Raw genomic sequence first — 24,113 nt, 5'->3', positions numbered from 1 at the left:
GAGATGGTTCATTCGATGATTCCCCGCCGCGCCGCCCTGGCTGCCGGTGCCGCCGCCGCGCTGTGCGCGGCCTTGCCCGCCCTGGCGCAGAAGAAGGCCGAGTCGGGCGTGAGCGACGCCGAGATCGTGCTGGGCATGCCCATGCCGCTGTCGGGGCCCGTCTCGGGCTACTCGGTGGTCGGCAAGGTGGCCGAGGCCTATTTCAAGAAACTCAACGAGCAGGGCGGCATCCACGGGCGCAAGGTGCGCCTCTTGATCTACGACGACCAGTACTCGCCGCCCAAGACCGTCGAGGTGGCACGCCGCCTCGTCGAGGAAGACCAGGTACTTGCCATCTTCGGCAACCTGGGCACCGCGCCGAACATGGCGATCCAGCGCTACATGAACGCCAAGAAGGTGCCGCAGCTCTTCGTGCAGTCAGGCGCCTCGCAGTTCGACGATGCCGGCAAGTACCCGTGGACCGTGCCCTTCCTCGGCAGCTACCAGGGCGAGGGCCGCGTGTTCGCGCGCCACATCATCGAGAACCGGCCCGATGCCAAGATCGCCGTGCTCATGCAGAACGACGACCTCGGCCGCGAAGTGCTCAAGGGCCTGCAGGAAGGGCTGTCGAAGCAGGGCAAGGCCAAGGTGGTCGCGCAGGCCACCTTCGAGGTGACCGACCCCACCGTCGACTCGCAGGTGGTGCAGCTGAAGTCCTCCGGTGCCGACGTGCTCGTGATGGCCGCCACCGCGCGCACCGCCGCGCAGGCCATCCGCAAGGTCGCCGACGTGGGCTGGACGCCCGACCGCTACCTCAACTTCGCCGCCGCCTCCGTGAAGATGGCTTTCGAGCCCGCGGGTGCCGACAAGGCCAAGGGCGTGGTCGCGCTGGCCGTCTACAAGGAGCCCATGAGCCCGCGCTGGAACCGCGACGCCGAGGTGCTCGAGTACCTCGAACTGCTCAAGACCCATGCCAGCGGCGTCGACCCGAGCAACGGCAGCGGCGTGTCGGGCTACATCGTGGCGCAGCTCATGGCCCATGTGCTGCGCGAGGCCGGCGCCAACCCCACGCGCGACAGCGTGCGCGTGGCCGCCAGCACCCTCAAGAGCCCGCGCATCGCCATGCTGCTGCCCGGCGTGAGCATGGCCAACTCGGCCGCCGACCTGCACGCCTACGCCTCCATGCAGCCCGTGCGCTTCAACGGCGTGGACCTCGACCCCGTCGGGCCCGCGCTGAACATGAAGTGACGACCCATTCATCCATCCACGCCACACGGAACCCCCATGACCCAGCCTGAAGACCAGGACCCTCTTCTGTACGAACGCGACGGCGACGTCGCCATCCTCAGCTTCAACATTCCCAAGCGGCTCAACCCGCTCACCGTGCCGTTGCAGCAAGCGTTGCGCGGCAAGCTCGCGCAGCTGCGCGACGAAGGCCAGGTGCGCGCCGTGGTGCTCACCGGCGTCGGCAAGTCGTTCTGCGTGGGCGCAGACCTGGGCAACATGGACGCCAGCGCGCCCGGCAGCCTGGGCCAGCGCACGGCCGATGCGATGGAGGCGACCTCGAACCGCCTCATCGAAGACCTGCGCAACATGCCTTTTCCGGTGGTGAGCGCCATCAACGGCCCCGCCGCGGGTGCCGGCGTGGGCGTGGCCCTGGCGGCCGACGTCGTGCTGGCGGCGCGCTCCGCCTACTTCTACCTGCCCTTCATGCCGCGCCTGGGCATCGTGCCCGACCTGGGCACCACCTGGTTCCTCGAACGCCTCGTCGGCCGCGCGCGTGCCGTCGGCATGTCGCTGCTGGGCGAACGCCTGTCGGGCGAACAGGCCGCGCAATGGGGCCTCGTGTGGGCCTGCGTGGACGATGCCGAACTGCGCGCCCAGGCCGTCGCCGTCGCGCAGCGGCTCGCGCGCCTGCCCGCGCATGCGGCGAAGGAAATCCGCGCCGTGTACGAATCGGCCGCGAGCCAGTCGCTCGTGGGCCAGATGCGCCACGAGGCCGAGCGCCAGCGCGAGCTGATCGACCGCCCCGACTTCGCCGAAGGCGTGAAGGCCTTCCTGGAAAAGCGCGACCCCGTGTTCCGCCGGCCATGAGCGGGGCTGCTGACTCCACGGCTTCGGGCATCGAGTTCGACGCCGAACGCCTGCAGCGCTATCTGCGGCAGGCGCTGCCCACGCTCGAAGGCCCGATGCGCCTGGCGCGCATCGGCGGCGGGCAATCGAACCCCACCTTCTTCGTCGACTTCGACAACCGCGCGCTGGTGCTGCGCAAGCAGCCGCCCGGCGAACTGTTGCCCTCGGCGCACGCGGTCGACCGCGAGTACCGCGTGCTGCGCGCACTGGCCGATACCGACGTGCCCGTGCCGCGCACCGTGCTGTATTGCGACGATCGCGCCGTGGTGGGCACGCCTTTCTACGTCATGGAGAAGCTCGAGGGCCGCGTGATGCCCAACTACGCGCTGCCCGGCATCGCGCCCGCCGAGCGCCGCGCCTACTACTTCGCGATGGCCGACACGCTCGCGCGCCTGCACGCCGTCGACCTTGCGGCTGTCGGCCTCACCGACTACGGCCGTCCCGGCAATTTCTTCCAGCGCCAGATCGCCCGCTGGACCCGGCAGTGGGAAGCCTCGCGCACCCGCGAAGACGCCAACATCGACCGCCTCATCGCCTGGCTGCCCGCGAACATGCCGCCGGGCGACCAGACCACCATCGCGCACGGCGACTTCCGTTTCGGCAACCTCATGTTCCACCCCACCGAGCCGCGCGTGATCGCCGTGCTCGACTGGGAACTGTCGACCCTCGGCCACCCGCTGGCCGACGTGGCCTACAACTGCATGGCTTGGCACACCGGCGCCGACGAGTTCGAGGGCATGCAGGGCATCGACCTCGCGGCCGAAGGCATTCCCACGCAAGCGGAGTACGTGGCCCGCTACCAGCAGGCCGGCGGCTGCGCCGAACCGGTGACGAACTTCCACCTGGCGTTCTCGCTGTTTCGCTTCGCCGTCATCCTCGAAGGCATCGCGGCGCGCGCCAAGAGTGGCAGCGCCGCGGCGAAGGATGCCGTGCAGGTGGGCGCGCAGGCCGCGGGGTTCGCGCGGCGGGCGGTGGCGCTGATCGACTGAGCGCCCGATCGATCACGTTCGGTCAGCCGCCGATGGGCGAGCACAGCTCGACCAGCGTGCCGTCGGGGCAGCGCACGTACGAGACCACTTGTCCCCAGGGCTTGGTCACCGGCGCCGACAATTCCGTGGCGCCGGCCGCAAGCGCCCGGCTGTGGGCGGTAGGCACGTCGGGCGTCACCAGGCCCAGCTCCATGCCCAGCGGTTGCACGGATTCCGAGGCGGCGACATGCCCGCCCGGAAAGTTGGAATCGGCGAGCGCATGCGCGGCAAAGGACAGCGTGGTCTCGCCGGTTTCAAGCTCGCCGTAAGTGCCCGATTCGTGCAGGAAGCGCGTGGGCAGGCCGAAGGCTGCTTCGAAGAACTTCAGCGATTGGGCTACGTCGGGAACGTAGACGATGGTGTAGCCGAGCTTCATGGGCGATGGCGTGGCCGGTCGTTGGCGCTGCTTCTACTTACTGCGCTTCCAGCCGCTCGGCAATCTCGCGCGCCCCGAGATCCCGCACGGCGGCCAGTCGCTCCAGCTGTGCCGCACGCGGGCGTGCCTTGCCTTGCTCCCAGTGATAGATCGTCTGGCCCGACACGCCGACCAGCTGCCCATAGATCGCGGCGGACAGCCCGAGCTTGGCGCGGTGCGCGGCCAGCCGGTTGGCGCTGAAGCGGCGCTTGGGGCCGCCTGCGTCGGCGTCATCGCCCGCAGCACCGGCTGCGACCGACGCCTGGCGCGCGGAGCCCTTGGCGACCTTGCGCAGTTCCTTCTCGAGCGCGCTCACCTGACGGCGCAAGTCGGCAATCGAGGCCCGGTGCGCGACCGATGCCTTCTTGAGGGTTTCGATTTCCGCGCGGACTTCCTTGCGGGCGACACGGGAGATTTCGGCTTTGAGGATGGAGGCGATGTTTGGCATGGGGGGATTGTGCTCAATTTGGGGGCACAAATGCGAAGCCGCACGGTTTGCGGTTTCAGTCGCTTGGGGACAACAGGGGTTGAAGGCTTCGGCGTACTTTTAGTTTCAGGAGCTCGGCGCTGAGTCGAGTGGGGTCAATCCGTCGTTGTTTGGATGCGGCGTTTCGGCTATCTTGAAACAACTTGTACGGGGCGCGCTGCGTGGCAGTGCGCGTCACCTGAGGGGGCGATTGGCCGTGCAAAAGCGATCAATCCGACCCGCGAAGAGCGGGTCGCAGATGCTCAGCAATTCAAACAAAAAAGCATGAGGGACATGTGATGAGAAAAATTCGAGAGAGCATTGAGGTCGACGACGTTGTGCAGTGGGAGGAACTGCGCAGCGCAAAGTCTCCCCACGCCTCTTGTCGATTACCCAAAAATGAGGATATATGACTTGGGAATATCGCGTAATAAGTCGAGACGGAGCGGTCGCCATCTATGAGATCTACTACTACGAAGACGGTAGGGTGCAGGGCCACAGCGTGGAACCAGCGGTTCCTGCGGGCGAAACCGTTGAAGAGCTACGAGTCAACTGCGATTTGTACCTTGCTGCACTCGGGAAGCCAGTTCTCGAATACAGCAGTTAGCGGGGGTCAAGGTCAGGTCTTGCTCGTTGCCCCTGATCTTCAAAAAACAAGAAAATCCGCCTGCCATTCCTTGGCCGTGATCTCGCTCGCACTGATGTCATTCTGCGCCCCAGCTCAGGACGCGCCGATGCGTTTGCAGAACGTCGAGGCTGTTACTGCGTGGATCGCGAAGGCGTACCCGGTTCACGAGATGAAAACGCATACGGTAAAGATCCCGGACGCGGGTGACTTCACTGTTTACGCCTTCTATGGACCAAGGGGGTCCGGCACCATTCGTGTGGATGGCTGGTTCTACTCGTGCACTAAGGGGTCTACGTGCGACTTGCTCGCAATGGCGAATTTGGGTAACTCTCGGTATTTGAAAGAGAGTGCAAAGATCACCTTTGAAGAGCCCTGCCTAGTCATCAGATCCACTGACAGCACACTCGTGAAACTCAAGATGCGATGAAAAAGTTGAACTTCGCTAAGGCTGGCGAAGAACCGCTTCGCCAATCTGGAGACGACACCGAACCTGAGCACCGGACAGAGGTCTGCTCTGAGGAACGAGTCCGAGTGCTCACATTGGAGGAATGATGCTGAGAAGATTCCTGGACTGGACCCAAACGGTTCGGGCAGACCGAGCCCTGGGGCCAAAGAACATCGACATGCGACTGACCGAAAGCGAGCCTTCAGCCAATCCCTCGGCACGCCTGGATGTCGATGCACCGACAGCGATAGGTCGGATCACCGTCTGGGAAAGTGGTGACTACGATGCTGAAGCCATTGATCTTCAAACCGAACGTTCGCTCTACACGGATCGCGGGACCTTGCAAGAGGGAGGGGAGATGTCGAAGAAGTTTTCCCCGTTCTTCGAGGCGCTGGGAATAGCGTTATGAACGAAGGGTTACGGCATCTGAATGACGTGTCCGGCGCAGCATAGCTACGCGCATGGCCGCAGCTCAGGCGCTCCGGTCACCGCCGGCACCCCACCTCACGGCGCCCCTAGATACCCCTCCACCACCTTCCCCCATAACCCCTGCTGCGCAATCAGCCCATGCCCGTTCATCCCGGGCTCCAGCGTGAAGCTCTCGAAGCGGCCCTTGCCGCCAGCTTCGCGAAAGGCTACGAAGTTCTTGCGGCTGTGCGACATCGCGTAGTACGGGTCGTTCTCGCCGTAGAGCCACAGCGTGGGTTTGGCGAAGGCCGCGCCCCGGCGAAAGGCGACGGGGTTGATGGCGTCGGCGGTGTTGCCGGGGCACTTGTCGCTCATCCAGCCGCCGACGAAGTTGATGGCGCCCTGGAACACGTCGGGGCGCATGCCTGCATACGCCACGGCGAGGATGCCGCCGCGCGACTGGCCGGCGATCTCCATGCGGCGGGTGTCGACGTCGGGGCTGCGCTGCAGCCACGCCACGGCGGCGTCGAGGTCGGCTACGGCGTGGTCGAAGCCGGCCAGGGCGATGGCGGGTTCGCAGCTGTAGTGCTCGCGCTTGGCGGTGAAGCCTTCGTCGTAGAGGCCATCCGATTGGCCGCGTCCGCGCCGCTGCGGAAAGGCCACCAGCCAGCCGCGCTGCATGAACCAACGGGCCAGACGCTCGGGGGCCCAGGTCTGCTTGAACAGGGCGGGGTCGTTGCCGATGCCGGTGGAGCCGTGGTTGAACACGACGGTCGGGAACGGGCCGGCGCCGTCGGGCTTGTAGATGACCATCTCGAGCGTGACGGGCGTGCCGTTCTCGACGAAGGGTGTGGGCACGCGCACGACGCTGCGTTGCAGCGGTTGTTGCTGTACTTGCGGCTGTTGCTGCGGCTCCGGTCGCTGCGCCCAGCCCGCGCCACAGAAGGCGAAGAGCGACGCGAACGTGGCGGCAACGAGCGCGGCGGTGCGAAGGCGATTCTTGTTTTTCATGGGCGAGGGCTTTCGGACGTGGGCTGCAAGGACGCCGTCGCATTCTGCGCCGGCGCCCGCCGCCGCAGCGCGCCACTCGCAAGCACCACACCAGGCACCACGAACGACAGCGCCCACAGTGCGGGCCGCGTGACGGGCTCGTTCATCCACCATGCCGCGCCGAGCGTGGTCAGCACAGGCACGAGGGCGGACGACAGCGCGGCACGTGCGGCGCCCAACCGCGTGATCGCGATGCCGTAGACGACCAGCCCCAGCAGACCGGCGACCACGCCTTGCCCTGCGGCCTGCACGGCGATGTCGGTCCACGGTGCGGCGAAGAGTCGCGGCAGGCCGGCGAGCCACAGCAGCGGCAACAGCAGCAGGGTCGATGCGCCGTTGACGAAGGCCGCACCCTGCCATGCGCTCATGCCGCACCGGCCGAAGGCGAGGGAGTAGACGGTCCACAGCAGCGCCGCTGCCAGGAAGAGCAGGTCGCCGCGCCAGTGCTGTTGCCGCAGGGTGTCGCCGAAGCTGCCGGCCGCGAAGATCGTCATGCCGACGGCGATGCCGGCCAGCCCGAGCAGGCGCAGGCCCTGCACGCGCTCGCCCCGGTAGATCCACGCGCCCAGGGCGGTGAAGAGCGGCAGGCTGCCGGCCATGAAGATGCCCATGTGGCTGGCGGGTGCCCACTGCGCGCCGGCCAGCACCAGCAGGCCGAAGGGCAGGCCGCCGCCGACGACGAGCAGCACGAGCGCGCCGCGCGAGGCGCCGGGCGGCACGAGCCTGCCGCGCAGCCACAGCGGACTGAGCAGCAACGCGGGAATGCCGTAGCGCAGCAGCGCGAGGTCCATCGGCCCGAGCGCGGTGGCGGTCACGCCGTGGCGCGACAGCAGTTGCCAGGCGCTGCCGATGAGGGCAGCGGCCAGTGCGGCGAGCGCGCCGATCCAGAGGGTGCGAGGCGATGTCGTCATCGGGCCAGTCTGTGGCGTGGCCGGCGCGAAAGCTATCAGATTCGTGCGCTTGCACTTGCGCCTGTGCCGGCCGGCCCGAGCACGCGGCGGGCGTCGCCGAGCGTGACGCCCACGGCCTGGCGGAACACGGCGCCCAGGTGGCTCTGGCTGCAGTAGCCCAGGTCGTGCGCGAGGCCGGCGAGGTCGCGCTCGCCGTCGGCCAGTCGCTCCATCGCCGAGGCCAGTCGCAGGTGCTGGCGGTACTGGTGCAGGCTCAGGCCGGTCTGTTGCCGGAAGCGGCGCGCCAGGTGAAAGGGCGATCGCGACACGGCCTCGGCCAGTTCGTCCAGCGAGAGCACGCGCGTGCCCGGGCCGCTGCCTTCAGACAGCAGCAGTTGCCTGGCGCGCGCGACGGCACCGTGCCACGGGGCCTGATGCGGGGCGCCGGCCAGGTAGGCGACGAGCGAAGCAACCAGGGTCGCGGCCTGCGTGCCGTCGGTGTCCGGCAGCTGGCGCCTTGCCGCGTGCATGCGGTACAGCGCCTGCGGCGTCATCAGGCAGACGCTCACGCCCGTGGTGCTGGCACCGTGGGTCGGACCGACCGATGCGTGGCCGCTGACGACGAGGCTGTGCCGTACGGCGGCGGTTTCCGGACGCAGCCGGTAGGCGGTGGCATCGCCGAAGCGGATGGCGGTGAGCGCGTCGGTCAGCCAGGTGTCGTCGCCCGATCGCACGTCGAGCCGGGTGCGGCCGATGGGAAAGACCACGCGCGGCGAGGCCACGGTGTACAGGTCGCTCCACACCGGCCCCTGCGGCGCGTGCAGGCGCACATGCGCCACCTCGAACCCGCGTCCGGCGTACAGAAGGGTGCGGTCTTGCGGCATGCGAAGTGCGAACGCAAGAAAGGATGGGCCCGGTCAGCCCAGCGCAGTCCAGCTGCAGCGCAGTTCGTACTGCGCACCGCGGTAGCTGAGTGTGCCCGTGGCGCCGGCCACGCGCAGTGCCACGGCCACCTGCGGGCGCTCGAGGCCGGTGCCGCGCGCGCATGAGCTGCTGGCGATGGTCGACGAAGCGCTGCTGCAGGGTGAAGCGCTCGCTTTCTTCCTTGCCGGGGGCGGTGCGCGAGACGATCAACTCGGTGAGCTGGCCGGTCGAGAGGCTGAACTGGATCTCGACCGCGTAGGGCCGGCCGTCGCACTGCAGGCTGCCGTTCGCCCATGCGGGCGGCAGGCCCAGGAAGAAGAGGCACGGCAGGACGAGGGTGGGGAGGAGGCGGCGGCGTTGCATGTCGCGGGAGGGCAAGGGCATGTGGCGGCCTGCCACCATACCCGAAGCGGGTGAAACGCACCCGCACGCCAGACTCCCTACACGCCGCTTCGCGTCACCCCACCTTGCGTTCGCGCCCTTCCCAGTGCGGTTCGCGCAGTTTGTACTTGAGCATCTTCCCCGCCGGCGACAGCGGAATCTCTTCGCGGAACTCCACGCTGCGCGGGCATTTGTAGCCGGCGATCAGCGTCTTGCAGTGCGCCACCAGCGCTTCGACGCTCAGGGCCTCGCCGGCGCGCAGCACGACCACGGCATGCACGCGCTCGCCCCACTGGTCGTCGGGCACGCCGACCACGGCGCACATCGAGACCTGCGGCAGCTGCGTGATGGCGTTCTCGACCTCGGCCGAGTAGATGTTCTCGCCGCCGCTCACGATCATGTCCTTGAGCCGGTCGACCACGTAGACGAAACCGTCGGCGTCCATCACGCCGCCGTCGCCGGTGTGCATCCAGCCATCGCGCAATACCTCGGCGGTCTGTTCGGGCTTGTTCCAGTAGCCGGCCATCACCATCGGTCCGCGCGCGGCGATCTCGCCGACGGTGCCGTTGGGCACGGGGCGGCCTTCGGTGTCGACGATGCGCACCTCGGCGATGGGCACGGGCCGCCCGGCCGAGCGGCGGCGCGCGGCCGGCTGGTCGGGGTGGTGGCACCACGTGGGCAGCACGGTGACCACGGGCGACAGCTCGGTCATGCCGTAGAGCTGGCAGAAGCCCGCGCGCGGCAGCTTCTCGATGGCCTGCAGCAGCAGCGCGTCGTCGATGGGTGCGGCGCCGTACAGCACGAGCTGCAGCGGCGTGGTGTCGAACTCGGCAAAGCGCGGATGCTCGATGAGCCGCTTGAGCATGGTCGGCACCATGAAGGTCTCGCTGGCGCGCTCGTTCTGGATGGCCTCCAGCACCTTCACTTCGTCGAAGGCCGGGATGATGACCTGCGTGCACAGCCGCATCATCAGCTGCAGCGTGAGGCCCGCGCCGCCGACGTGGAACATGGGCGCCATGTTCAGACCCACCGCTTCGGCGGGGCGCGTGGCGGCCATGTTGGCCGAGAGCTGGCCGCTGTAGAGGTTGGTGTGCGTGAGCATCACGCCCTTGGGCAGGCCGGTGGTGCCGCCGGTGTACATCACGGCGGCCAGGTCGGCGCCGCCGCGCCGTGCGTCGGGCACGGGCTGCGCCTGCGCCATGAGCGCTTCGGCATCGGCCATGCCTTCGGGAGCGGGGCCGTCGCCGAAATGCACCAGCGTCTTCAGCGAGCGCGAGAGTTCGCGCTGCTGCTGCGCCACGGCGCCGAAGTGCGCGTCGGACAGCAGGATGCGCGTGTCGCAATCGTCCAGCGAGTACGCGACCTCGCGCGCGCTCCAGCGGATGTTGACGGGGTTGATCACGCCGCCCGCCCACCAGGTGGCGTAGAGGTACTCGACGTAGCGGTCGGAGTTCAGCGCCAGCAGGCCCACGCGGTCGCCGGGCTGCAGGCCGAGCGACTGCAGCACGGCCGCGAGCCGCGCCACGCGGTCGACGAACTGGGCAAAGGTGCTGCGGCGCGCGCCGCACACGAGGGCGGTGGCGTTCGGGCGTTCCTGCAGGGCTTTGTGCAGGGGCTGGGTCAGGTCCATGGACTGCGGTCTCCGTCGGTCGATTCGTTGTTGTGCGCCGAGTATGGAATGGCCGCGCCGCGCCTGCATCGTCCGAAGCGACGGGATCGAAAGCGCAGTGGCGGCCAAAGTCGTCCGAAGCGACGGTGACCGTCGGCGGGCTGCGCGCGACCATCGCCGCACATCGACCGATCGACCGACTGGAGACAAGCCATGACATCCTTCCCGACCGACCCGGCGCGCCGTCGCCTGCTGCGCGGCGCGGCGCTTGCGGCCGCAGGCACCACGCTGCCATTCTTGCCACTCGTGGCACAGGCCCAGAGCCTGTTCGCCAAGCAGCCGATCACGCTGCTGGTGCCGTACCCCGCGGGCGGCGCCACCGACGTGCAGGCACGCGCGCTGGCCCTGGCGGCCTCGCGCGAGCTGAAGCAGCAGATCGTGATCCTCAACCAGCCCGGCGTGGCCGCCACGCTGGCGCCGACCACCATGGCGCGCAAGGCCGCGCCCGACGGCTACACGCTGTCGCTCATGCTGAGTTCGCTCTACCGCCTGCCGCACCTGCAGAAGGTGAGCTACGACCCGGCCGTCGACTTCACCTACGTGGCCAACGTGACGGCCGCCACGCTGGGCATCACGGTGCGCCAGGACGCGCCGTGGAAAGACCTGAACGCGCTGCTGGCCGCGGCCAAGGCCAAACCCGGTGAGATTTCCTACGGCACCACGGGGCGCGGCGGCACCTCGCACGTGTCGATGGAGCGGCTGGCGGCGCTGGCGGGCGTGAAGTTCAACTTCATTCCCTTCAAGGGCGCGGCCGAGCTCTACAACGCGCTGATGGGCGGCCATGTGGATGCCGTGTCCGAGGCCGGCTTCGGCGCCGCCGTGGCGGGCGGGCGCGTGCGCCTGCTGGCCACCTTCAACGAGGCGCGCTCACCCAACCGGCAGAACGTGCCGACCGCGAAGGAGCTGGGCTACGACGTGGTCGCCAACGGCTCGTGGGGCATCGCCGGCCCGCGCGGCATGGACCCGAAGGTCGTGCAGGCGCTGCAGGAGGCCTTCCGCAAGGCGGTGGACGACCCCGAGTTCGTGCGCACGCTGGAGCTGAACGACTACGTCAAGTTCTACATGGACAGCCCCGCTTACACGGCCTGGGCGCACAAGACCTATGCCGATGAAAAACGCTTCGTGAGCGACCTGCGCATCAAGCTCGACGACTGAGATTTCCTTTTGCCATGACTTCCACTTCTTCTCTTCACACCTTCCTCCACCCCAAGGCCATCGCCTTCGTCGGCGCCACCGAGCGCTCGGTCTGGTCCAACGCCGCGCTCGCGAGCCTGCGCACGCTGGGCTACGCGGGCAAGCTCTTTCCGGTCAACCGGCGTGGTGGCAGCTTCCATGGCATCGCGGCGGCCACCTCGGCCGAGGCTATCGGCGAGCCGGTCGACACGGCGCTGCTCATGGTCCCGGCCGACGCGCTCGACGATGCCCTGGCCGACCTGCAGCGCGCCGGCATCGGCAACGCCGTGCTGCTGAGCTCGGGCTTCGCCGAAGCCGGCGACGAAGGCCGCGAACGGCAGCGCCAACTCACCGCCAAGGCGCGGTCGCGCGGCCTGCGCATCCTGGGGCCGAACTGCCTGGGTTTCGTCAACTTCGTTGATCGCTCGGCCGTGTGGACCGCCTCGCTGCGCGAACCGCTGCCGGCCGGCACGCTGGGCATCGTGTCGCAAAGCGGCGCGCTCGCGGGGCAGCTGTCGTTCATGGCGCAGGTGCACGGCATCGGCCTGAGCCGCATGGTCTCGACCGGCAACGAATCGGACATCGACATCGCCGAGGTCATCGACTACCTGGTGGACGACGAGCACACACGCTCCATCGCCGTGTTCGCGGAGACCGTGCGCGACCCGCAGCGCTTTGCCGCCGCCGCCGAGCGCGCACTGGCCGTGGCCAAGCCCATCGTCGTGCTGAAGATGGGCAGCAGCGAGATCACCGCGCAGGCCGCGCAGGCGCACACCGGTTCGCTGGTGGGCGACGACCGCGTGTTCGACGCCATGTGCCAGCGCCTGGGCCTGATGCGCGTGCGCTCCATCGAAGACCTGGTGTTCACCGCCGCCTTCGCCAGCATGACCGGGCCCTTCCAGGCCGGCGGGCTGGCGGCGGTGTCGATGTCCGGCGGCATGTGCGAAATCTTTGCCGAGCGTGCCGAGGAAGAAGGTCTGGTGCTCACGCCGCTCGCGCCCGCCACCGAGACCGCGCTGCGCGAAGTGCTGCCCGGCTACGGCACGCCGCAGAACCCGCTGGACGTGACCGGCGCGGCCATGCTGCAGCCCGAGCTGTTCGGCAACGCGCTCGAGGCGCTGGTGCGCGACCCCGCGCTGGGCGCCGCCATCGTCGTGGCCGACGTGCCCAACGCGCCGGCCAACGACACGCCGCTCAACCGTGCGGTGCTCGCGCAGGTGTCGCGCGGGCTGGCGGCCAGCCCGGTGCCGGCCATCGTCTGCAGCCACTACGTGATGCAGGTGAGCGAGCGTTCGCGCGAACTCATCGCCGAGACTGGCATCCGTCACATCGCCTGCGGCATCCATCATGCGATGAGCGCGGCGGGCGCGGTGCGGCGGTGGTCCGAAACGCTGCGCCGGCGGCAGGCACAAGGTGTTGCTGCTGCCGTGCAGGCCACGCCCCCCGCGCAACCGCTGCGTTCGGAGCGCGAGACGCTCGACTGGCTCTCGCAGCGCGGCGTGCCCGTCGTGCCCGTGCGGCTGTCGCGCAGCGCCGACGAGGCGGCGCGCTTTGCTGAAGAGCTTGGCGGCCCGGTGGTGCTGAAGATCGCCTCGGCGCAGATCGCGCACAAGACCGAAGTCGGCGGCGTGGCGCTGAACCTGCAGGGCGCCGACGCGGTGCGTGCCGCCTGGCAGACGATGGACGCCCGCGTGCGCGCCGCGCGACCTGGTGCGGAGATCGACGGCATCCTCGTCGCGCCGATGCGCCAGGGCGGACTCGAACTGTTCGTCGGCACCGTGCGCGATCCGCAGTGGGGCCCGGCGCTCGCCGTGGGGCTCGGTGGCATCTGGGTCGAGGCGCTGCGCGACACCAGCCTGCGCCTGCTGCCCGTGACGCCCGCCGAGGTGAAGGACATGCTGGCCGAGCTGCGCGGCGCGCGTCTGCTCGACGGCTGGCGCGGTGCTCCGGCAGCCGATCGCGATGCCATCGCCGAGGCCGTTGCCGCCATCGGCAATGCCGCGCTCGCGCTCGGTCCCGAGCTGGTCTCGCTCGAAGTCAACCCGCTGCGGGTGGACGGCGCCACGGTCGAGGCGCTCGATGCGCTGGCCGTGTGGGGCGCGGCGGACTGAGCAGCTTTTATCTTTCAAGAAAACCAACTGGAGACATCTCTCATGCTGCAACGACGTCGATTCGCGCAATGGGGCGCGAGCGGATTGCTGGCCCCCGCGCTCGGTGCTTTCCCGAAGGCACAGGCGGCCGACGCCTACCCGACCCAACCGATCAAGGTGATCGTTTCTTCAGCGGCCGGCGGGCTGGTCGATGGCATCGCGCGCACCATCGGCGAACGCATCACCAAGCCGCTGGGCCAGCCGGTGATCATCGATCCGAAGCCGGGCGCCAACGGTGCCATTGCCGCGTCGTTCGTGGCGAAGGCGCCGGCCGACGGCCACACGCTGCTGTTCGCGGTCAACTCCTTCGTGCTTGCGCCGCTGTTGATGGCCAAGCCCGGCTACGACGTCTTCAAGGACTTCGCGCCCGTGTCGCTGTCGAACTACGGCCTGCTCGTGTTCGCGGTGGGCGAGGGCGTGCCCGCGAAGAGCATGCGCGAGTTCGTCGCCATGGCCAAGGCGCAGCCCGGCAAGCTGAGCTTCGGTTCGGCGGGGCAGGGCTCGTCGGGCCATCTCTACGGCGAGAAGCTGATGCGCGACGAAGGCCTGCAGATGACGCACGTGCCCTACAAGGGCGGCGCGCCGCTGATGATCGACATCCTCGGCGGCCAGGTGCAGGGCGGCTTCGTCACCATGGGCGAGGCGCTGCCGCATGCGAAGTCGGGCCGCGCGAAGCTGCTGGGCGTGTTCGGCACGCGCCGCATGCCGCTCGCGCCGCAGATTCCCACCTTCACCGAGCAGGGCTTCAAGGGCTACGAGCACGGTGGCTTCTGGGGCTTCTTCGCGCCCACTGGCACGCCGCAGCCGGCCATCGACAAGCTGGCCGTCGCGGTGCGCGCGGCCGTGGCGCAACCCGATCTTCAGGAACGAATGATCGGCCTGGGACTGGAGCCCTCGGGCGAAGGGCCGGGCGAGCTGATGGCGGCGGTGCGGCGTGAGAACCTGCTGTGGTCGCGGCTCATCAAGGACATGAACCTGCGGCTTGAATGATTGAATGAGCCGGGGTGGGCCGCAGGACGGCCGGCCCGCCGCTTCCTTCACACCGTCTCAGTCGAGGCGGATGTTCTTGGCCTGAATCACCTGCTTCCAGCGCTCATGGTCCGCGCGCATGGTGGCGGTGAGCTGCGCGGGCGTGCTGCCGACCGGGATCACGCCCAGGCCGTCGATGCGTGCGGCCTGCTCGGGGCTTTGCACCACCTGGGCGATCTCGCTCGACAGGCGCTGTGCGATGGGCTGCGGCGTGCCTGCGGGCAGGTAGACGCCGAACCAGCCGACCGACTCCATGCCGGCGAAGCCCTGTTCCTTGAAGGTGGGCACGCTGTTGGCGAGCGGCGCGCGCGCCGTGCCGACCACCGCGACCGACTTCGCCTTGCCCGCCGCCACGTGCGGGCCCACGCCCTTGGCCGAGACGAACACGGCGTCGACCGTGCCGCCGAGCAGGTCGGTGATGGCCGGCGCCTCGCCCTTGTAGGGCACGTGCAGCAGCTTGATGCCCGCGGCGTCCTGCAGCACTTCGGCGTACAGGTGCGCGCTCGATCCGTTGCCGTAGGACCCGTACGAATACTTGCCGGGCGCGGCGCGCGCGAGCTTGACGAAGCCGTCGAGCGTGTCGACGCCGAGCTTGTTGCTCACGGTGAAGACGATGGGCAGGCGGCCTGCTTCGGAGACGGGCACGAAGTCCTTGAACGGGTCGAAGCCCGGGTTGGGGTACAGCAGCGGGTTCTGGATGATCGAGGTCAGCGAGAACAGCACGGTGTAGCCGTCGGCCGGTGCGCGCTGCACGGCGGTGATGCCGATCTGCCCGTTGCCGCCGGGGCGGTTGTCGACGATGACGCTCTGGCCGAGCCGCTTGCCCAGGCCCTCGGCGACGATGCGCGCGAACACGTCGGTGCCGCCGCCGGCCGCGTAGGGAACGATCAGGCGGATGGGCTTGTCGGGCCATGCGGCCGGTTGGGCGAAGGTGCTGCCTGTGGCCAGGGCGGCTGTCAGCGCGAGGGCGTGGCGGCGGGTGAGTTTGCTGTGCATGTCTGTCTTGTCTCCGTTGGATTTGTTCTGTGTGTCTGTGGTGTCAGGGCGGCAGGCTGACGACGGCGAGGCCGGGGCCGACCGACACGCCGTGGCGGTTCTCGCTCCACAGGCGCAGGTCGAGGCGGTGGCGATGGGCGGCATCGGCGGTGTCGTCGATCCACTTGCGTTCGACCTGGCCGCGCACGGTGACGGTGTCGCCCGCGGTGTTGAACGACTTCATCCGAAACCCGCGAATGGCGTGCAGCACGCCGGCGGTGCCGATGTACTCGCGCACGGCGCGCTCCCACATGCCCTGCAGCAGCATGACGTTGGCGTACATCTCGGGCGCGCCGGTCGATTGCGCATGCTCGGTGTTGTGATGGATCGCGTTGAAGTCGCGGTTGGCGCCGGCGGCCATCACGAGGCGGTACACGGTGAGGGGGAAGGGCACGGGGTTCAGGGTGTCGCCTTCGTTCACTTCGTTCCAGTGGCGTTGTTCTTGCCAGTTCATCTTGCTGCTTTGCTCATGCGTCGTTGTTGTTCGGGGTGCGTGCACAGGACACCGGGTACTCCCCTCCGCGAATGTCCCCCGGCCTGCGGCCTCCTCCTTTATTTCGCTGCGGGAAGCACCCGGTGTCCTGCGCACGACGAGCACGGTCGTTGTGTTGGCCGATCAACGACTGCACTGCTAGTGCGGCTCGTAGTGGTACATGCCGAACCGGCACCGGGCCAGCACCTCTTCGCGCTGGTTCACGATCTCGTACTCCCAGGTCGTGAACGCGCCGCGTCCCACCTTGGTCGCCTTGGGTTCGCAGCGCACCAGCCGGTTGCCGCGCCGGCCCAGCCGGTCGCCCAGGCGCGCGGGTTGCAGGTAGTCGACCTCGTAGTCGGTCGCCATGTAGGCGGTGGTGGGCGGCATGCCTTCGGGGCGCGTGCCCTTGAGCGGGCTGCGTTCGGGCTCGGCGTTGCGTGCGTCGCTGGTGAACACGGGCGACTGGCCGGCGGGCCACATCGCGGGCAGGGTGAAGCTCGCGAGGCTGGTCGATGGCGCGACCGCGTCGGGCCCCTGGTGCAGCGGGCAATCGAACTCCAGCACCTCGACATAGCGGCGCACCGAGCCGGCCTCGACCGCATCGGCGCCCCAGCGGATCACGCCGTTCGCGAAGTCCTCGCCCACGCGCGCCACCATCGGCGCCCAGGCGCCTTCCCAATCGTCCGTCATGGTGGGGTGGCCGTCAGATGCCGATGAACTCGGCCACGTCGTCCAGCGGCGCGCGCTCGGTCACCAGGGTGTCGAGCGGCTTGTCGCGGTTCGCGTAGCCGATGGCCATGCCGGTGAAGAGCATGCGTTCGGGCGGCAGGTCGATGAACTTGCCGATGGTCTGCGGGTAGATGGCCCAGCATTCCTGCGGGCAGCTGTCCAGGCCCTCGGCGCGCAGCAGCAGCATCACGTTCTGCAACATCATCCCCAGATCGGACCACTGCGGCGGGCCCATGCGGCGGTCCACCGTGCAGAAGAGGGCCAGCGGCGCATCGAAGAACTGGAAGTTGCGCGCAAACCATTTCAGGCGCGCGGCCTTGTCCTCGCGCGGAATGCCCAGGCGCGCGTACATCGCCTCGCCGACCGCGAAGCGGCGGTCGCGGTAGGGCGCCACCAGCTCGCGCGGGTAGATGTCGTACTCGCTGCCCTCGCCGCCGGGCGTCTCCTGCACGCGGGTGCGCATGAGTGCCTTGAGTGCGTCGAGCCGCTCGCCGCCCACCACGTGCAGGTGCCACGGCTGCAGGTTGCCGCCCGAGGGCGCGCGCAGCGCGGTCTGCAGCACGCGGCGGATGGCGTCCGGCGGTACCGGACGGTCGAGGAACTCGCGCACCGAGCGGCGGCTGGCGACAGCGTCGTAGACATTCATCGGGTGGTTGCTCATGCGGCGGTCTTTCGTTGGGTCAGGGTCACGCCCAGCTCGCGCGCGACCTCGGCGCTGTGCTGGCCCGGTGCCGCGGCATGCGGCAGGTCGCCGTAGGTGTAGCCCGAAAAGCGAACCGGCGGGCGCACCTCCAGATAATCGCCCTCGGTCGGGTGGGTGCGTTGCCGGAACAGGCCCGCGGCCTGCAGCTGCGGATCGTCGGGCAGGTCGGCGATGTCGTTCACGCGCATCGCGGGCACGTTGGCCTTCTTCAGGATGTCGAGCCATTCGGCCGTGGTGCGCTCCGGCAGGATGGCCGCGGCGGCCTCGTACATGCGGCTCATGTGCTTGCGGCGCAGCGCCTTGTCGGCCAGCTCGGGCGCCTGCAGCACTTCGGGATGACCGGCCGCCTCGAAGAAGCGCACCCAGCGGTCGTCCAGGTACGGTGCGATGGCGATGTAGCCGTCGCGCGTGCGCATGGGCTGGCGCATCGGGTCGATCTGGCGCGGGTACAGCGCGGGGCCGGTGGGCGGCACGAATGTCTTGTCGCACAGGTGCTCCACCAGGTTGAAGCTGGCGAGCGATTCGAACATCGGCACCTCCACGTGCTGGCCCTCGCCGGTGCGCAGGCGGTGCACCACGGCGGCCATCACGGCGTAGGCCGCGTGCAGGCCCGAGACCTTGTCGGCCATGGTCATCGGCACGTAGCGCGGCTGCGGGTTGCCGTCGACCTTGGGCGGCAGCGAGGCGATGCCCGAGGCGGCCTGGATGATGTCGTCGTAGGCCTGCAGCCCGGCGTAGGGGCCGCGCTGATCGAAGCCGGTGCAGTGCAGGTAGACGATGTCGGGGCGAATGGCGCGCACATCGTCGTACGACAGCCCGGCGCGCGCGATGGCGTCGCTGCGCACGTTGTGGATGAAGATGTCGGCGGTCGCGATCAGGCGGTGCATCGCGGCCTGGCCTTCCTCGCTCTTGAGGTCCCAGTCGACCGAGCGCTTGCCGCGGTTCAGCCGCAGGTGCACCGGGCTCATGAGCGGCGTGACCGGCGGCGTGCCGATGATGCGGATGCTGTCGCCCTCGGGCGGCTCGACCTTGATCACCTCGGCGCCGAGGTCCGCGAGGATCTGCGTGCAGTAGGGGCCGAAGATCACCGTGGTGAGGTCGACGATGCGCAGGCCTTCGAGCATGCGGGGGGCGGTGGTGTTTGTCATGGTGATTTCAGAGGTCATGCGGCGACGAGGCCTTGCATCTCGGCGGCAAGGTGGCGCACGCGCTCGGGCCCGCCCAGCACCTGCCGGTTGAAGCCGATGCGCTTGAACCAGTAATGCAGGCCCAGCAGGTCGGTGATGCCCATGCCGCCGTGCACCTCGGTGGCGGTGCGGGCGACGAAGGTGCCGGTCTCGCTCAGGTGCGACTTGGCGTGGGCGGCGAGCAGCGCGGCCTCGTCCGGCAGCGCGTCGAAGGCATGGGCCGCGTACCAGACCAGCGCACGGCCGGGCTCCAGCGCGGCGGCCATTTCGGCGCACAGGTGCTTCACGGCCTGGAAGGAGCCGATCACGCGCCCGAACTGGCGGCGTTCCTTGGCGTAGGCCACGGCCTGGCCGAGCATGGCGTCGCCCGCGCCGAGGGTGTCGGCGGCCAGCAGCGTCCAGGCCGCGCTGCGCAGGCGTGCGAGCGTGGCGGGGCCGGCATTCGGCAGTGGCTCCGCGTTCACCTGCGAGAAGTGCAGCTCGCCGAGCGGGCGCGTGGCGTCGATGCTGCGGAGCGCGCCGCGTGTGAGGCCTTGTGCATCGGCGCGCACGAGGTGCAGGCCGCCTGCGCGGTCGGCGACGATGAAGACATCGGCTGCGCCCGCGTCGAGCACGAAGAGCGCGCTGCCGTCGAGCTTTCCGCCAGAAGTCGTCACGCCCGCACCGTCGCGCGCACCCGCCACGGCCTCGGCGATGGCGACACCGGCGATGCACTCGCCCGCGGCAAGGCGCGGCAGCCATTCATCCTGCTGCGCGGCACTGCCGGCTTCGCGCAGCGCGATCGGTGCGAGCACGGCGCTGCCGAGAAAGGGCACGGGCGCGACATGGCGGCCCAGCTCTTCCGCGGCCAGTGCCGCGTCGAGCAGCGACAGGCCGAGTCCGCCGAAGGCCTCGGGCACGAGCAGGGCCGGCACGCCGACCTCGCATAGCGTGCGCCAGACCTCACGGTCCATCGGCTGTTGGGCGTCGGCGGCGGTGCGCACGCGGTCGAGCGGGCAGGCGCGTTCCAGTGCGCGGCGCAGGCTGTCCTGCAGCATCCGCTGGTCGGCGGAGAGGGCGAATTCCATGGCGTTCCTTCTTAGGCCAAGCGCGGCTCGCGCGGCATGTCGAGCCCGCGTTCCGCGATGATGTTTTTCTGGATCTGCGCGGTGCCGCCGCCGATGATCAGGCCCAGGTCGAACATGTAGCGCTCCTGCCAGAGACCTTGCGCGCGCAGGTGCGCGCTGCCGGGCATCAGCAGGCCGACTTCGCCCAGCGCGTCGATGGCCAGCGCCGCGAGCTGGTGGCGCAGCTCGCAGCCCTGCAGCTTCACGACCAGCGCGGCCAGCCCCGGGTCTTCGCCCTTCGCGGCGGCGGTGAGCAGCCGCAGGCCGTGGCACTTCTGCGCCAGCACCTGGCCCTGCAGCCGCATCAGGCGGTCGCGCAGCACGGGCTGGTCGATCAGGCGCGAGCCGTCGACGGTTTCCGTCTGCATCAGCGTCACGAGTTCCTGGTAACGCTGCGTCGTGAGGTTGGGGTTGCCCAGCGAGCCGCGTTCGTACTTGAGCGTGGCGTTGGCCACCTTCCAGCCTTCGCCGCGCTGGCCCACGATCTGGTGCTGCGGCACGCGCACGTCGGTGAAGAAGACCTCGTTGAACTCGGCATGGCCGGTCATGGTCTTGAGCGGGCGCACCTCGATGCCGGGCATCTTCATCGAGAACAGCAGGTAGCTGATGCCCGCATGCTTGGCGGCGCCGGGCTCGGTGCGCACGAGGCAGAAGATCATGTCGGCCACGTGCGCGGTCGAGGTCCAGATCTTCTGGCCGTTGATGACGAAGTCGGCGCCGTCTTCCGTGGCGCGTGTCTGCAGCGAGGCCAGGTCGGAGCCCGCACCGGGCTCGGAGTAGCCCTGGCACCAGACCACCTCGCCGCGCAGCGTCGGGCCGATCCACTCGCGCCGCTGGGCCTCGGTGCCCAGTTCGAGCAGCGTGGGCACCAGCATCGAGATGCCCTGGTTGCCCAGCGGCGGTGCCACGCCGGCGCGCGCGAACTCCTCGGTGATGAGGTACGACTCCATCACGTCGGGCGCCGCGCCGTGGCCGCCGTAGTCACGCGGCACGGTGCGCCCCGCATAGCCGTGTTCGAGCAGCAGGTGCTGCCAGGCAAGGGCTGCGGCATCGGGCCGCTCGGCGGTGCGCGCGAAGGCGGAGCGGTGGCCGTGCGTTTTCAGGAACGCGCGCAGCTCGTCGCGAAAGGCTTCGTAGCGGGGATTGAGCGTGAGGTCCATGCGGTGCTTGCCTTCGTTATGCGCCGTGTTGCGCCGCGTTGCGCGGCGGTGGGTGTCGTCTCCGTAGCGAGGTCCATGCTAGGGGCAACCCTCGGGCGCTCTCAATCGTCCGTTCCGACGATGTGACGCGAAGAAGCGGCTGCCTACCATCCAGCCCGAACGCCGCATGAGGCTCGACAGAAGCCCGCGGCCCACCGCTTTTTCTTTCAGAGAACGATGGAGACAACACCATGACACGTGCCACCCTTCCTGCCGCCGTCCACCGGTCGCGGCGTCGCCTGCTGGGCGCGGGCCTCGCGGCCACGCTCGCCCTGGGCGCCACCTTCACGGCGCAGGCCCAGAAGCGCTACGACGCGGGCGCGAGCGACACCGAGATCAAGATCGGCCACATCGTTCCGTACTCGGGCCCGGTCTCGGCCTACGGCACCATCGGCAAGGCCGCGGCTGCCTACTTCGCCAAGCTGAACGCCGAGGGCGGCATCAACGGGCGCAAGGTCAACTTCATCTCGCTGGACGACGCCTACAACCCGTCGAAGACGGTGGAGCAGGCGCGCAAGCTGGTCGAGCAGGACGAAGTGCTGGTGCTCTTCGGCCCGCTGGGCACGGCGCACAACCTCGCGATCCAGCGCTACATGAACGCCAAGAAGGTGCCGCAGCTGTTCGTGGCCACCGGCGCCACGCGCTTCGGCGATCCGAAGGCCTTCCCCTGGACCATGGGCTGGCAGCCCACGTACCAGACCGAAGGCAAGATCTACGCGCAGCACATCCTCTCGACCAAGCCCAACGCGAAGATCGCCGTGCTCATGCAGAACGACGACTTCGGCAAGGACTTCCTCAAGGGCTTCCTGGAAGCACTGGGCGACAAGGCCAAGACGATGATCGTGGCGCAGTCGACCTACGAGGTGACCGACCCGACCATCGACAGCCAGCTGGTCAACCTCAAGGCCTCGGGCGCCGACACCTTCTTCAGCATCACCACGCCCAAGTTCGCGGCGCAGGCGATCCGCAAGGCGGCCGACATCGGCTGGAAGCCCACGCAGTACCTGTCGAGCGTGTCGGTGTCGGTCTCGGCGGTGATCAAGCCGGCCGGTCCCGAGAACGCGGTGGGCGTGATCTCGGCCACCTACCTGCGCGACCCGGCCGACGACATGTGGAAGGGCGTCAAGGAGTTCGAGGACTACAAGGCCTGGTTCACCAAGTACTACCCCACCGGCGACCTGAGCGATTCGCTCAACGTGCTGGGCTACTCGTCGGCGCAGACGCTGGAGCAGGTGCTGCGCAAGGCGGGCGACGACCTCACGCGCGCCAACATCATGAAGATCGCCGCCAACCTGCAGTACAGCCCGCCCATGCTCTACCCGGGCATCGAGGTGAAGACCTCGCCGACCGACTTCTACCCCATCGAGCGCATGCAGCTGGTGCGCTTCAACGGCACGCGCTACGAGCCCTTCGGCAAGGTGCTCGGCGACTAAGAAGGTGTGAACGAACCCGCCATGCCCGCTCATCCCGCCCAGGCACGCCCCCTCGGCGTTGCAAATGCTCGCCGTAGCGTCTGCTACGGCTGCGCTTTGCGCCTTGAGGGGACGCGCCTGGGCGGGCTGCTCGGCCACGCCGGATTCATTCACACCTTCTGATTCCACGCCGCCGATGCGGCGCGTGCCCATTCTTCGTTCCCTTTTCTTGTTTTCACTGAAGCTTCCATGACCTCCATCGTTCGACTGGCCGCCGCCCTGGGCGGCGCGGCCCTCATGCTCACCGCCGGCGCGGCCTTCGCGCAGAAGAAGTACGACACCGGCGCCTCCGACACCGAGATCAAGCTCGGCATGGCCATGCCCTACAGCGGGCCCGTGTCGTCGTACGGCATCGTGGGCAAGGTCAACGAGGCGTACTTCAAGATGGTCAACGACAAGGGCGGCATCAACGGCCGCAAGGTCACGCTCATCAGCTACGACGACCAGTACACGCCGCCGCGCACCACCGAGGTGGTGCGCAAGCTGGTCGAGCAGGACGAGGTGCTCGCCGTGTACGGCAACCTGGGCTCGGCCTCGAATGCGGCGATCCAGCGCTACATGAACGCCAAGAAGGTGCCGCACCTGTTCCTGGGCGTGGGCGCCGACCGCTTCAACGACCCCAAGACCTACCCCTGGACCACGCCCTACATGCCCAGCTACGAAGGCGAGGGCAGCCTGTACGCGAAGAACATCCTCAAGACGATGCCGGGCGCGAAGATCGCCGTGCTCTACCAGAACGACGACTTCGGCAAGGACCTGCTCAAGGGCCTGAAGAAGGGCCTGGGCGACAAGGCCTCGATGGTGGTGGCCGAGGCCTCGTTCGAGGTGGCCGACCCCACGGTGGATTCGCAGATCATCAAGCTGCAGTCGTCGGGCGCCGACGTGTTCGTCAACTTCGCCACCGCGCGTTTCGCCGCGCAAGCCATCCGCAAGGCCTGGGACATCGGCTGGAAGCCCAAGCAGCAGTACCTCACCTATGTGTCGGCCTACGTGAAGATGACGCTGGAGCCCGCGGGCCTGGAGAAATCGAAGGGCATCATGGCCATGGCCTTCTTCAAGGACGCCGCGCAGCCGCGCTGGGCCGCCGACCCGGCCACGCAGGAGTTCCTGGCCTTCATGAAGAAGTACGCGCCCAACGAAGACGTGAACAACGCCGCCGGCGTGTATGGCTACGGCGTGGCGCAGACCATGGAAGCCGTGCTCAAGGCCTCGGGCGACAACCTCACGCGCGAGAACGTGCTCAAGCAGGCCACCTCGCTGAAGAACATGCGCACCGGCATGCTGCTGCCGGGCATTGCGTTGAACACCTCGAACACCGACTACTTCCCGTTCAACACGCTGCAGCTGGTGCAGTTCAACGGCAAGGAGTTCGAGCCGATGGGCCAATCGATCAACGTGAAGTAGCCTTGTCCCCAACAAAGAACCACCAGGAGACAACC

The 24,113-nt window shown here is 68.6% G+C and carries 23 protein-coding genes; 10 read left to right on the top strand and 13 right to left on the bottom strand.

Annotated features, from left to right (window positions below):
- The first annotated feature begins 3 nt into the window (after nt 1–3).
- Genes D3H34_RS05215 through D3H34_RS05205 form a run of 3 tightly spaced genes read left to right on the top strand, consistent with a single transcriptional unit; the run spans nt 4 to nt 3,101 of the window.
- Entirely contained in the window at nt 4–1,227 is a 1,224-nt protein-coding gene (locus tag D3H34_RS05215; protein WP_119552371.1) for an ABC transporter substrate-binding protein, read from the top strand.
- A gap of 36 nt (nt 1,228–1,263) precedes the next feature.
- On the top strand, nt 1,264–2,073 hold the full coding sequence (locus D3H34_RS05210) for an enoyl-CoA hydratase-related protein (protein WP_119552370.1): 810 nt from the start codon (nt 1,264–1,266) through the stop codon (nt 2,071–2,073).
- On the top strand, nt 2,070–3,101 hold the full coding sequence (locus D3H34_RS05205; protein ID WP_119552369.1) for a phosphotransferase: 1,032 nt from the start codon (nt 2,070–2,072) through the stop codon (nt 3,099–3,101). Before D3H34_RS05210 ends, D3H34_RS05205 begins: the two co-directional genes overlap by 4 nt.
- 22 nt (nt 3,102–3,123) lie before the next feature.
- Here D3H34_RS05205 and D3H34_RS05200 read toward each other — a convergent pair whose 3' ends face one another.
- Nucleotides 3,124–3,516, bottom strand: coding sequence for a VOC family protein (locus D3H34_RS05200; RefSeq protein ID WP_119552368.1), 393 nt, complete (start codon nt 3,514–3,516; stop codon nt 3,124–3,126).
- Nucleotides 3,517–3,553: 37 nt separating this feature from the next.
- Nucleotides 3,554–4,003: a helix-turn-helix domain-containing protein gene (locus D3H34_RS05195; protein ID WP_119552367.1), complete on the bottom strand. Its 450-nt coding sequence runs from the start codon at nt 4,001–4,003 to the stop codon at nt 3,554–3,556.
- A 1,194-nt stretch (nt 4,004–5,197) separates the two neighbouring features.
- Between D3H34_RS05195 and D3H34_RS05185 the strand changes: the two genes are divergently transcribed.
- On the top strand, nt 5,198–5,503 hold the full coding sequence (locus tag D3H34_RS05185) for an immunity protein TriTu family protein (protein ID WP_119552365.1): 306 nt from the start codon (nt 5,198–5,200) through the stop codon (nt 5,501–5,503).
- Between the two features lie 95 nt (nt 5,504–5,598).
- Here the strand turns inward: D3H34_RS05185 and D3H34_RS05180 are convergent, their stop codons facing one another.
- Genes D3H34_RS05180 through D3H34_RS05170 form a run of 3 tightly spaced genes read right to left on the bottom strand, consistent with a single transcriptional unit; the run spans nt 5,599 to nt 8,326 of the window.
- Complete coding sequence (locus D3H34_RS05180; RefSeq protein ID WP_119552364.1) at nt 5,599–6,513, bottom strand: alpha/beta hydrolase family protein; 915 nt, start codon at nt 6,511–6,513, stop codon at nt 5,599–5,601.
- The gene (locus D3H34_RS05175; protein WP_119552363.1) at nt 6,510–7,463 is read right to left on the bottom strand and encodes a DMT family transporter; all 954 of its coding nucleotides are present in this window, start codon (nt 7,461–7,463) and stop codon (nt 6,510–6,512) included. Before D3H34_RS05175 ends, D3H34_RS05180 begins: the two co-directional genes overlap by 4 nt.
- Nucleotides 7,464–7,498: 35 nt before the next feature.
- Nucleotides 7,499–8,326 carry a helix-turn-helix domain-containing protein gene (locus tag D3H34_RS05170; protein ID WP_119552362.1) on the bottom strand — a complete coding sequence of 276 codons (828 nt, stop codon included), beginning with the start codon at nt 8,324–8,326 and terminating at the stop codon, nt 7,499–7,501.
- Nucleotides 8,327–8,501: 175 nt separating this feature from the next.
- Between D3H34_RS05170 and D3H34_RS05165 the strand changes: the two genes are divergently transcribed.
- Entirely contained in the window at nt 8,502–8,783 is a 282-nt protein-coding gene (locus D3H34_RS05165) for a hypothetical protein (RefSeq protein WP_119552361.1), read from the top strand.
- A gap of 40 nt (nt 8,784–8,823) precedes the next feature.
- On the opposite strand, the gene D3H34_RS05160 is transcribed toward D3H34_RS05165, so the two are convergent.
- Nucleotides 8,824–10,377 carry a long-chain-fatty-acid--CoA ligase gene (locus D3H34_RS05160; protein ID WP_119552360.1) on the bottom strand — a complete coding sequence of 518 codons (1,554 nt, stop codon included), beginning with the start codon at nt 10,375–10,377 and terminating at the stop codon, nt 8,824–8,826.
- A gap of 192 nt (nt 10,378–10,569) precedes the next feature.
- On the opposite strand from D3H34_RS05160, the gene D3H34_RS05155 reads away from it, so the two are divergent.
- From D3H34_RS05155 to D3H34_RS05145, 3 genes are read left to right on the top strand one after another with little or no spacing between them, the layout of a single operon-like run.
- A complete protein-coding gene (locus D3H34_RS05155; protein WP_119552359.1) occupies nt 10,570–11,571 on the top strand; it encodes a tripartite tricarboxylate transporter substrate binding protein in 1,002 nt (333 codons plus the stop codon).
- Nucleotides 11,572–11,585: 14 nt separating this feature from the next.
- Entirely contained in the window at nt 11,586–13,700 is a 2,115-nt protein-coding gene (locus D3H34_RS05150) for an acetate--CoA ligase family protein (RefSeq protein ID WP_119552358.1), read from the top strand.
- Nucleotides 13,701–13,742: 42 nt separating this feature from the next.
- Nucleotides 13,743–14,729, top strand: a complete 987-nt coding sequence (locus D3H34_RS05145) for a Bug family tripartite tricarboxylate transporter substrate binding protein (protein WP_119552357.1) — start codon at nt 13,743–13,745, stop codon at nt 14,727–14,729.
- Nucleotides 14,730–14,786: 57 nt separating this feature from the next.
- On the opposite strand, the gene D3H34_RS05140 is transcribed toward D3H34_RS05145, so the two are convergent.
- The 7 genes from D3H34_RS05140 to D3H34_RS05110 all read right to left on the bottom strand — a co-directional run bounded on the left by D3H34_RS05140 (nt 14,787) and on the right by D3H34_RS05110 (nt 21,163).
- Nucleotides 14,787–15,764 carry a Bug family tripartite tricarboxylate transporter substrate binding protein gene (locus D3H34_RS05140; protein WP_167481127.1) on the bottom strand — a complete coding sequence of 326 codons (978 nt, stop codon included), beginning with the start codon at nt 15,762–15,764 and terminating at the stop codon, nt 14,787–14,789.
- 43 nt (nt 15,765–15,807) lie between these two features.
- Nucleotides 15,808–16,257, bottom strand: a complete 450-nt coding sequence (locus D3H34_RS05135; RefSeq protein WP_119552355.1) for a hotdog family protein — start codon at nt 16,255–16,257, stop codon at nt 15,808–15,810.
- Between the two features lie 177 nt (nt 16,258–16,434).
- The gene (locus D3H34_RS05130; protein ID WP_147400383.1) at nt 16,435–16,968 is read right to left on the bottom strand and encodes a hotdog family protein; all 534 of its coding nucleotides are present in this window, start codon (nt 16,966–16,968) and stop codon (nt 16,435–16,437) included.
- Between the two features lie 13 nt (nt 16,969–16,981).
- Complete coding sequence (locus tag D3H34_RS05125; RefSeq protein ID WP_119552509.1) at nt 16,982–17,653, bottom strand: nitroreductase; 672 nt, start codon at nt 17,651–17,653, stop codon at nt 16,982–16,984.
- Between the two features lie 11 nt (nt 17,654–17,664).
- Nucleotides 17,665–18,858 (bottom strand): CaiB/BaiF CoA transferase family protein, encoded by a 1,194-nt coding sequence (locus D3H34_RS05120; protein ID WP_119552508.1) that lies wholly within the window; start codon nt 18,856–18,858, stop codon nt 17,665–17,667.
- 14 nt (nt 18,859–18,872) lie between these two features.
- On the bottom strand, nt 18,873–19,964 hold the full coding sequence (locus D3H34_RS05115) for an acyl-CoA dehydrogenase family protein (RefSeq protein ID WP_119552353.1): 1,092 nt from the start codon (nt 19,962–19,964) through the stop codon (nt 18,873–18,875).
- Nucleotides 19,965–19,975: 11 nt separating this feature from the next.
- A complete protein-coding gene (locus D3H34_RS05110) occupies nt 19,976–21,163 on the bottom strand; it encodes an acyl-CoA dehydrogenase family protein (RefSeq protein WP_119552352.1) in 1,188 nt (395 codons plus the stop codon).
- Nucleotides 21,164–21,393: 230 nt separating this feature from the next.
- Between D3H34_RS05110 and D3H34_RS05105 the strand changes: the two genes are divergently transcribed.
- Nucleotides 21,394–22,635 carry an ABC transporter substrate-binding protein gene (locus D3H34_RS05105; RefSeq protein WP_119552351.1) on the top strand — a complete coding sequence of 414 codons (1,242 nt, stop codon included), beginning with the start codon at nt 21,394–21,396 and terminating at the stop codon, nt 22,633–22,635.
- A 228-nt stretch (nt 22,636–22,863) separates the two neighbouring features.
- Nucleotides 22,864–24,078 carry an ABC transporter substrate-binding protein gene (locus D3H34_RS05100; protein ID WP_119552350.1) on the top strand — a complete coding sequence of 405 codons (1,215 nt, stop codon included), beginning with the start codon at nt 22,864–22,866 and terminating at the stop codon, nt 24,076–24,078.
- Nucleotides 24,079–24,113 lie beyond the last annotated feature (35 nt).

It is taken from the genome of Acidovorax cavernicola (assembly GCF_003581445.1).
This window is presented reverse-complemented; position numbering and strand designations above follow the sequence as displayed.

Coding starts and splice junctions, on each gene's coding strand:
- D3H34_RS05215 (WP_119552371.1), top strand. CDS start 4: ATGGTTCATTCGATGATTCCCCGCCGCGCCGCCCTGGCTGCCGGTGCC.
- D3H34_RS05210 (WP_119552370.1), top strand. CDS start 1,264: ATGACCCAGCCTGAAGACCAGGACCCTCTTCTGTACGAACGCGACGGC.
- D3H34_RS05205 (WP_119552369.1), top strand. CDS start 2,070: ATGAGCGGGGCTGCTGACTCCACGGCTTCGGGCATCGAGTTCGACGCC.
- D3H34_RS05200 (WP_119552368.1), bottom strand. CDS start 3,516: ATGAAGCTCGGCTACACCATCGTCTACGTTCCCGACGTAGCCCAATCG.
- D3H34_RS05195 (WP_119552367.1), bottom strand. CDS start 4,003: ATGCCAAACATCGCCTCCATCCTCAAAGCCGAAATCTCCCGTGTCGCC.
- D3H34_RS05185 (WP_119552365.1), top strand. CDS start 5,198: ATGATGCTGAGAAGATTCCTGGACTGGACCCAAACGGTTCGGGCAGAC.
- D3H34_RS05180 (WP_119552364.1), bottom strand. CDS start 6,513: ATGAAAAACAAGAATCGCCTTCGCACCGCCGCGCTCGTTGCCGCCACG.
- D3H34_RS05175 (WP_119552363.1), bottom strand. CDS start 7,463: ATGACGACATCGCCTCGCACCCTCTGGATCGGCGCGCTCGCCGCACTG.
- D3H34_RS05170 (WP_119552362.1), bottom strand. CDS start 8,326: ATGCCGCAAGACCGCACCCTTCTGTACGCCGGACGCGGGTTCGAGGTG.
- D3H34_RS05165 (WP_119552361.1), top strand. CDS start 8,502: ATGGTCGACGAAGCGCTGCTGCAGGGTGAAGCGCTCGCTTTCTTCCTT.
- D3H34_RS05160 (WP_119552360.1), bottom strand. CDS start 10,377: ATGGACCTGACCCAGCCCCTGCACAAAGCCCTGCAGGAACGCCCGAAC.
- D3H34_RS05155 (WP_119552359.1), top strand. CDS start 10,570: ATGACATCCTTCCCGACCGACCCGGCGCGCCGTCGCCTGCTGCGCGGC.
- D3H34_RS05150 (WP_119552358.1), top strand. CDS start 11,586: ATGACTTCCACTTCTTCTCTTCACACCTTCCTCCACCCCAAGGCCATC.
- D3H34_RS05145 (WP_119552357.1), top strand. CDS start 13,743: ATGCTGCAACGACGTCGATTCGCGCAATGGGGCGCGAGCGGATTGCTG.
- D3H34_RS05140 (WP_167481127.1), bottom strand. CDS start 15,764: ATGCACAGCAAACTCACCCGCCGCCACGCCCTCGCGCTGACAGCCGCC.
- D3H34_RS05135 (WP_119552355.1), bottom strand. CDS start 16,257: ATGAACTGGCAAGAACAACGCCACTGGAACGAAGTGAACGAAGGCGAC.
- D3H34_RS05130 (WP_147400383.1), bottom strand. CDS start 16,968: ATGACGGACGATTGGGAAGGCGCCTGGGCGCCGATGGTGGCGCGCGTG.
- D3H34_RS05125 (WP_119552509.1), bottom strand. CDS start 17,653: ATGAATGTCTACGACGCTGTCGCCAGCCGCCGCTCGGTGCGCGAGTTC.
- D3H34_RS05120 (WP_119552508.1), bottom strand. CDS start 18,858: ATGACAAACACCACCGCCCCCCGCATGCTCGAAGGCCTGCGCATCGTC.
- D3H34_RS05115 (WP_119552353.1), bottom strand. CDS start 19,964: ATGGAATTCGCCCTCTCCGCCGACCAGCGGATGCTGCAGGACAGCCTG.
- D3H34_RS05110 (WP_119552352.1), bottom strand. CDS start 21,163: ATGGACCTCACGCTCAATCCCCGCTACGAAGCCTTTCGCGACGAGCTG.
- D3H34_RS05105 (WP_119552351.1), top strand. CDS start 21,394: ATGACACGTGCCACCCTTCCTGCCGCCGTCCACCGGTCGCGGCGTCGC.
- D3H34_RS05100 (WP_119552350.1), top strand. CDS start 22,864: ATGACCTCCATCGTTCGACTGGCCGCCGCCCTGGGCGGCGCGGCCCTC.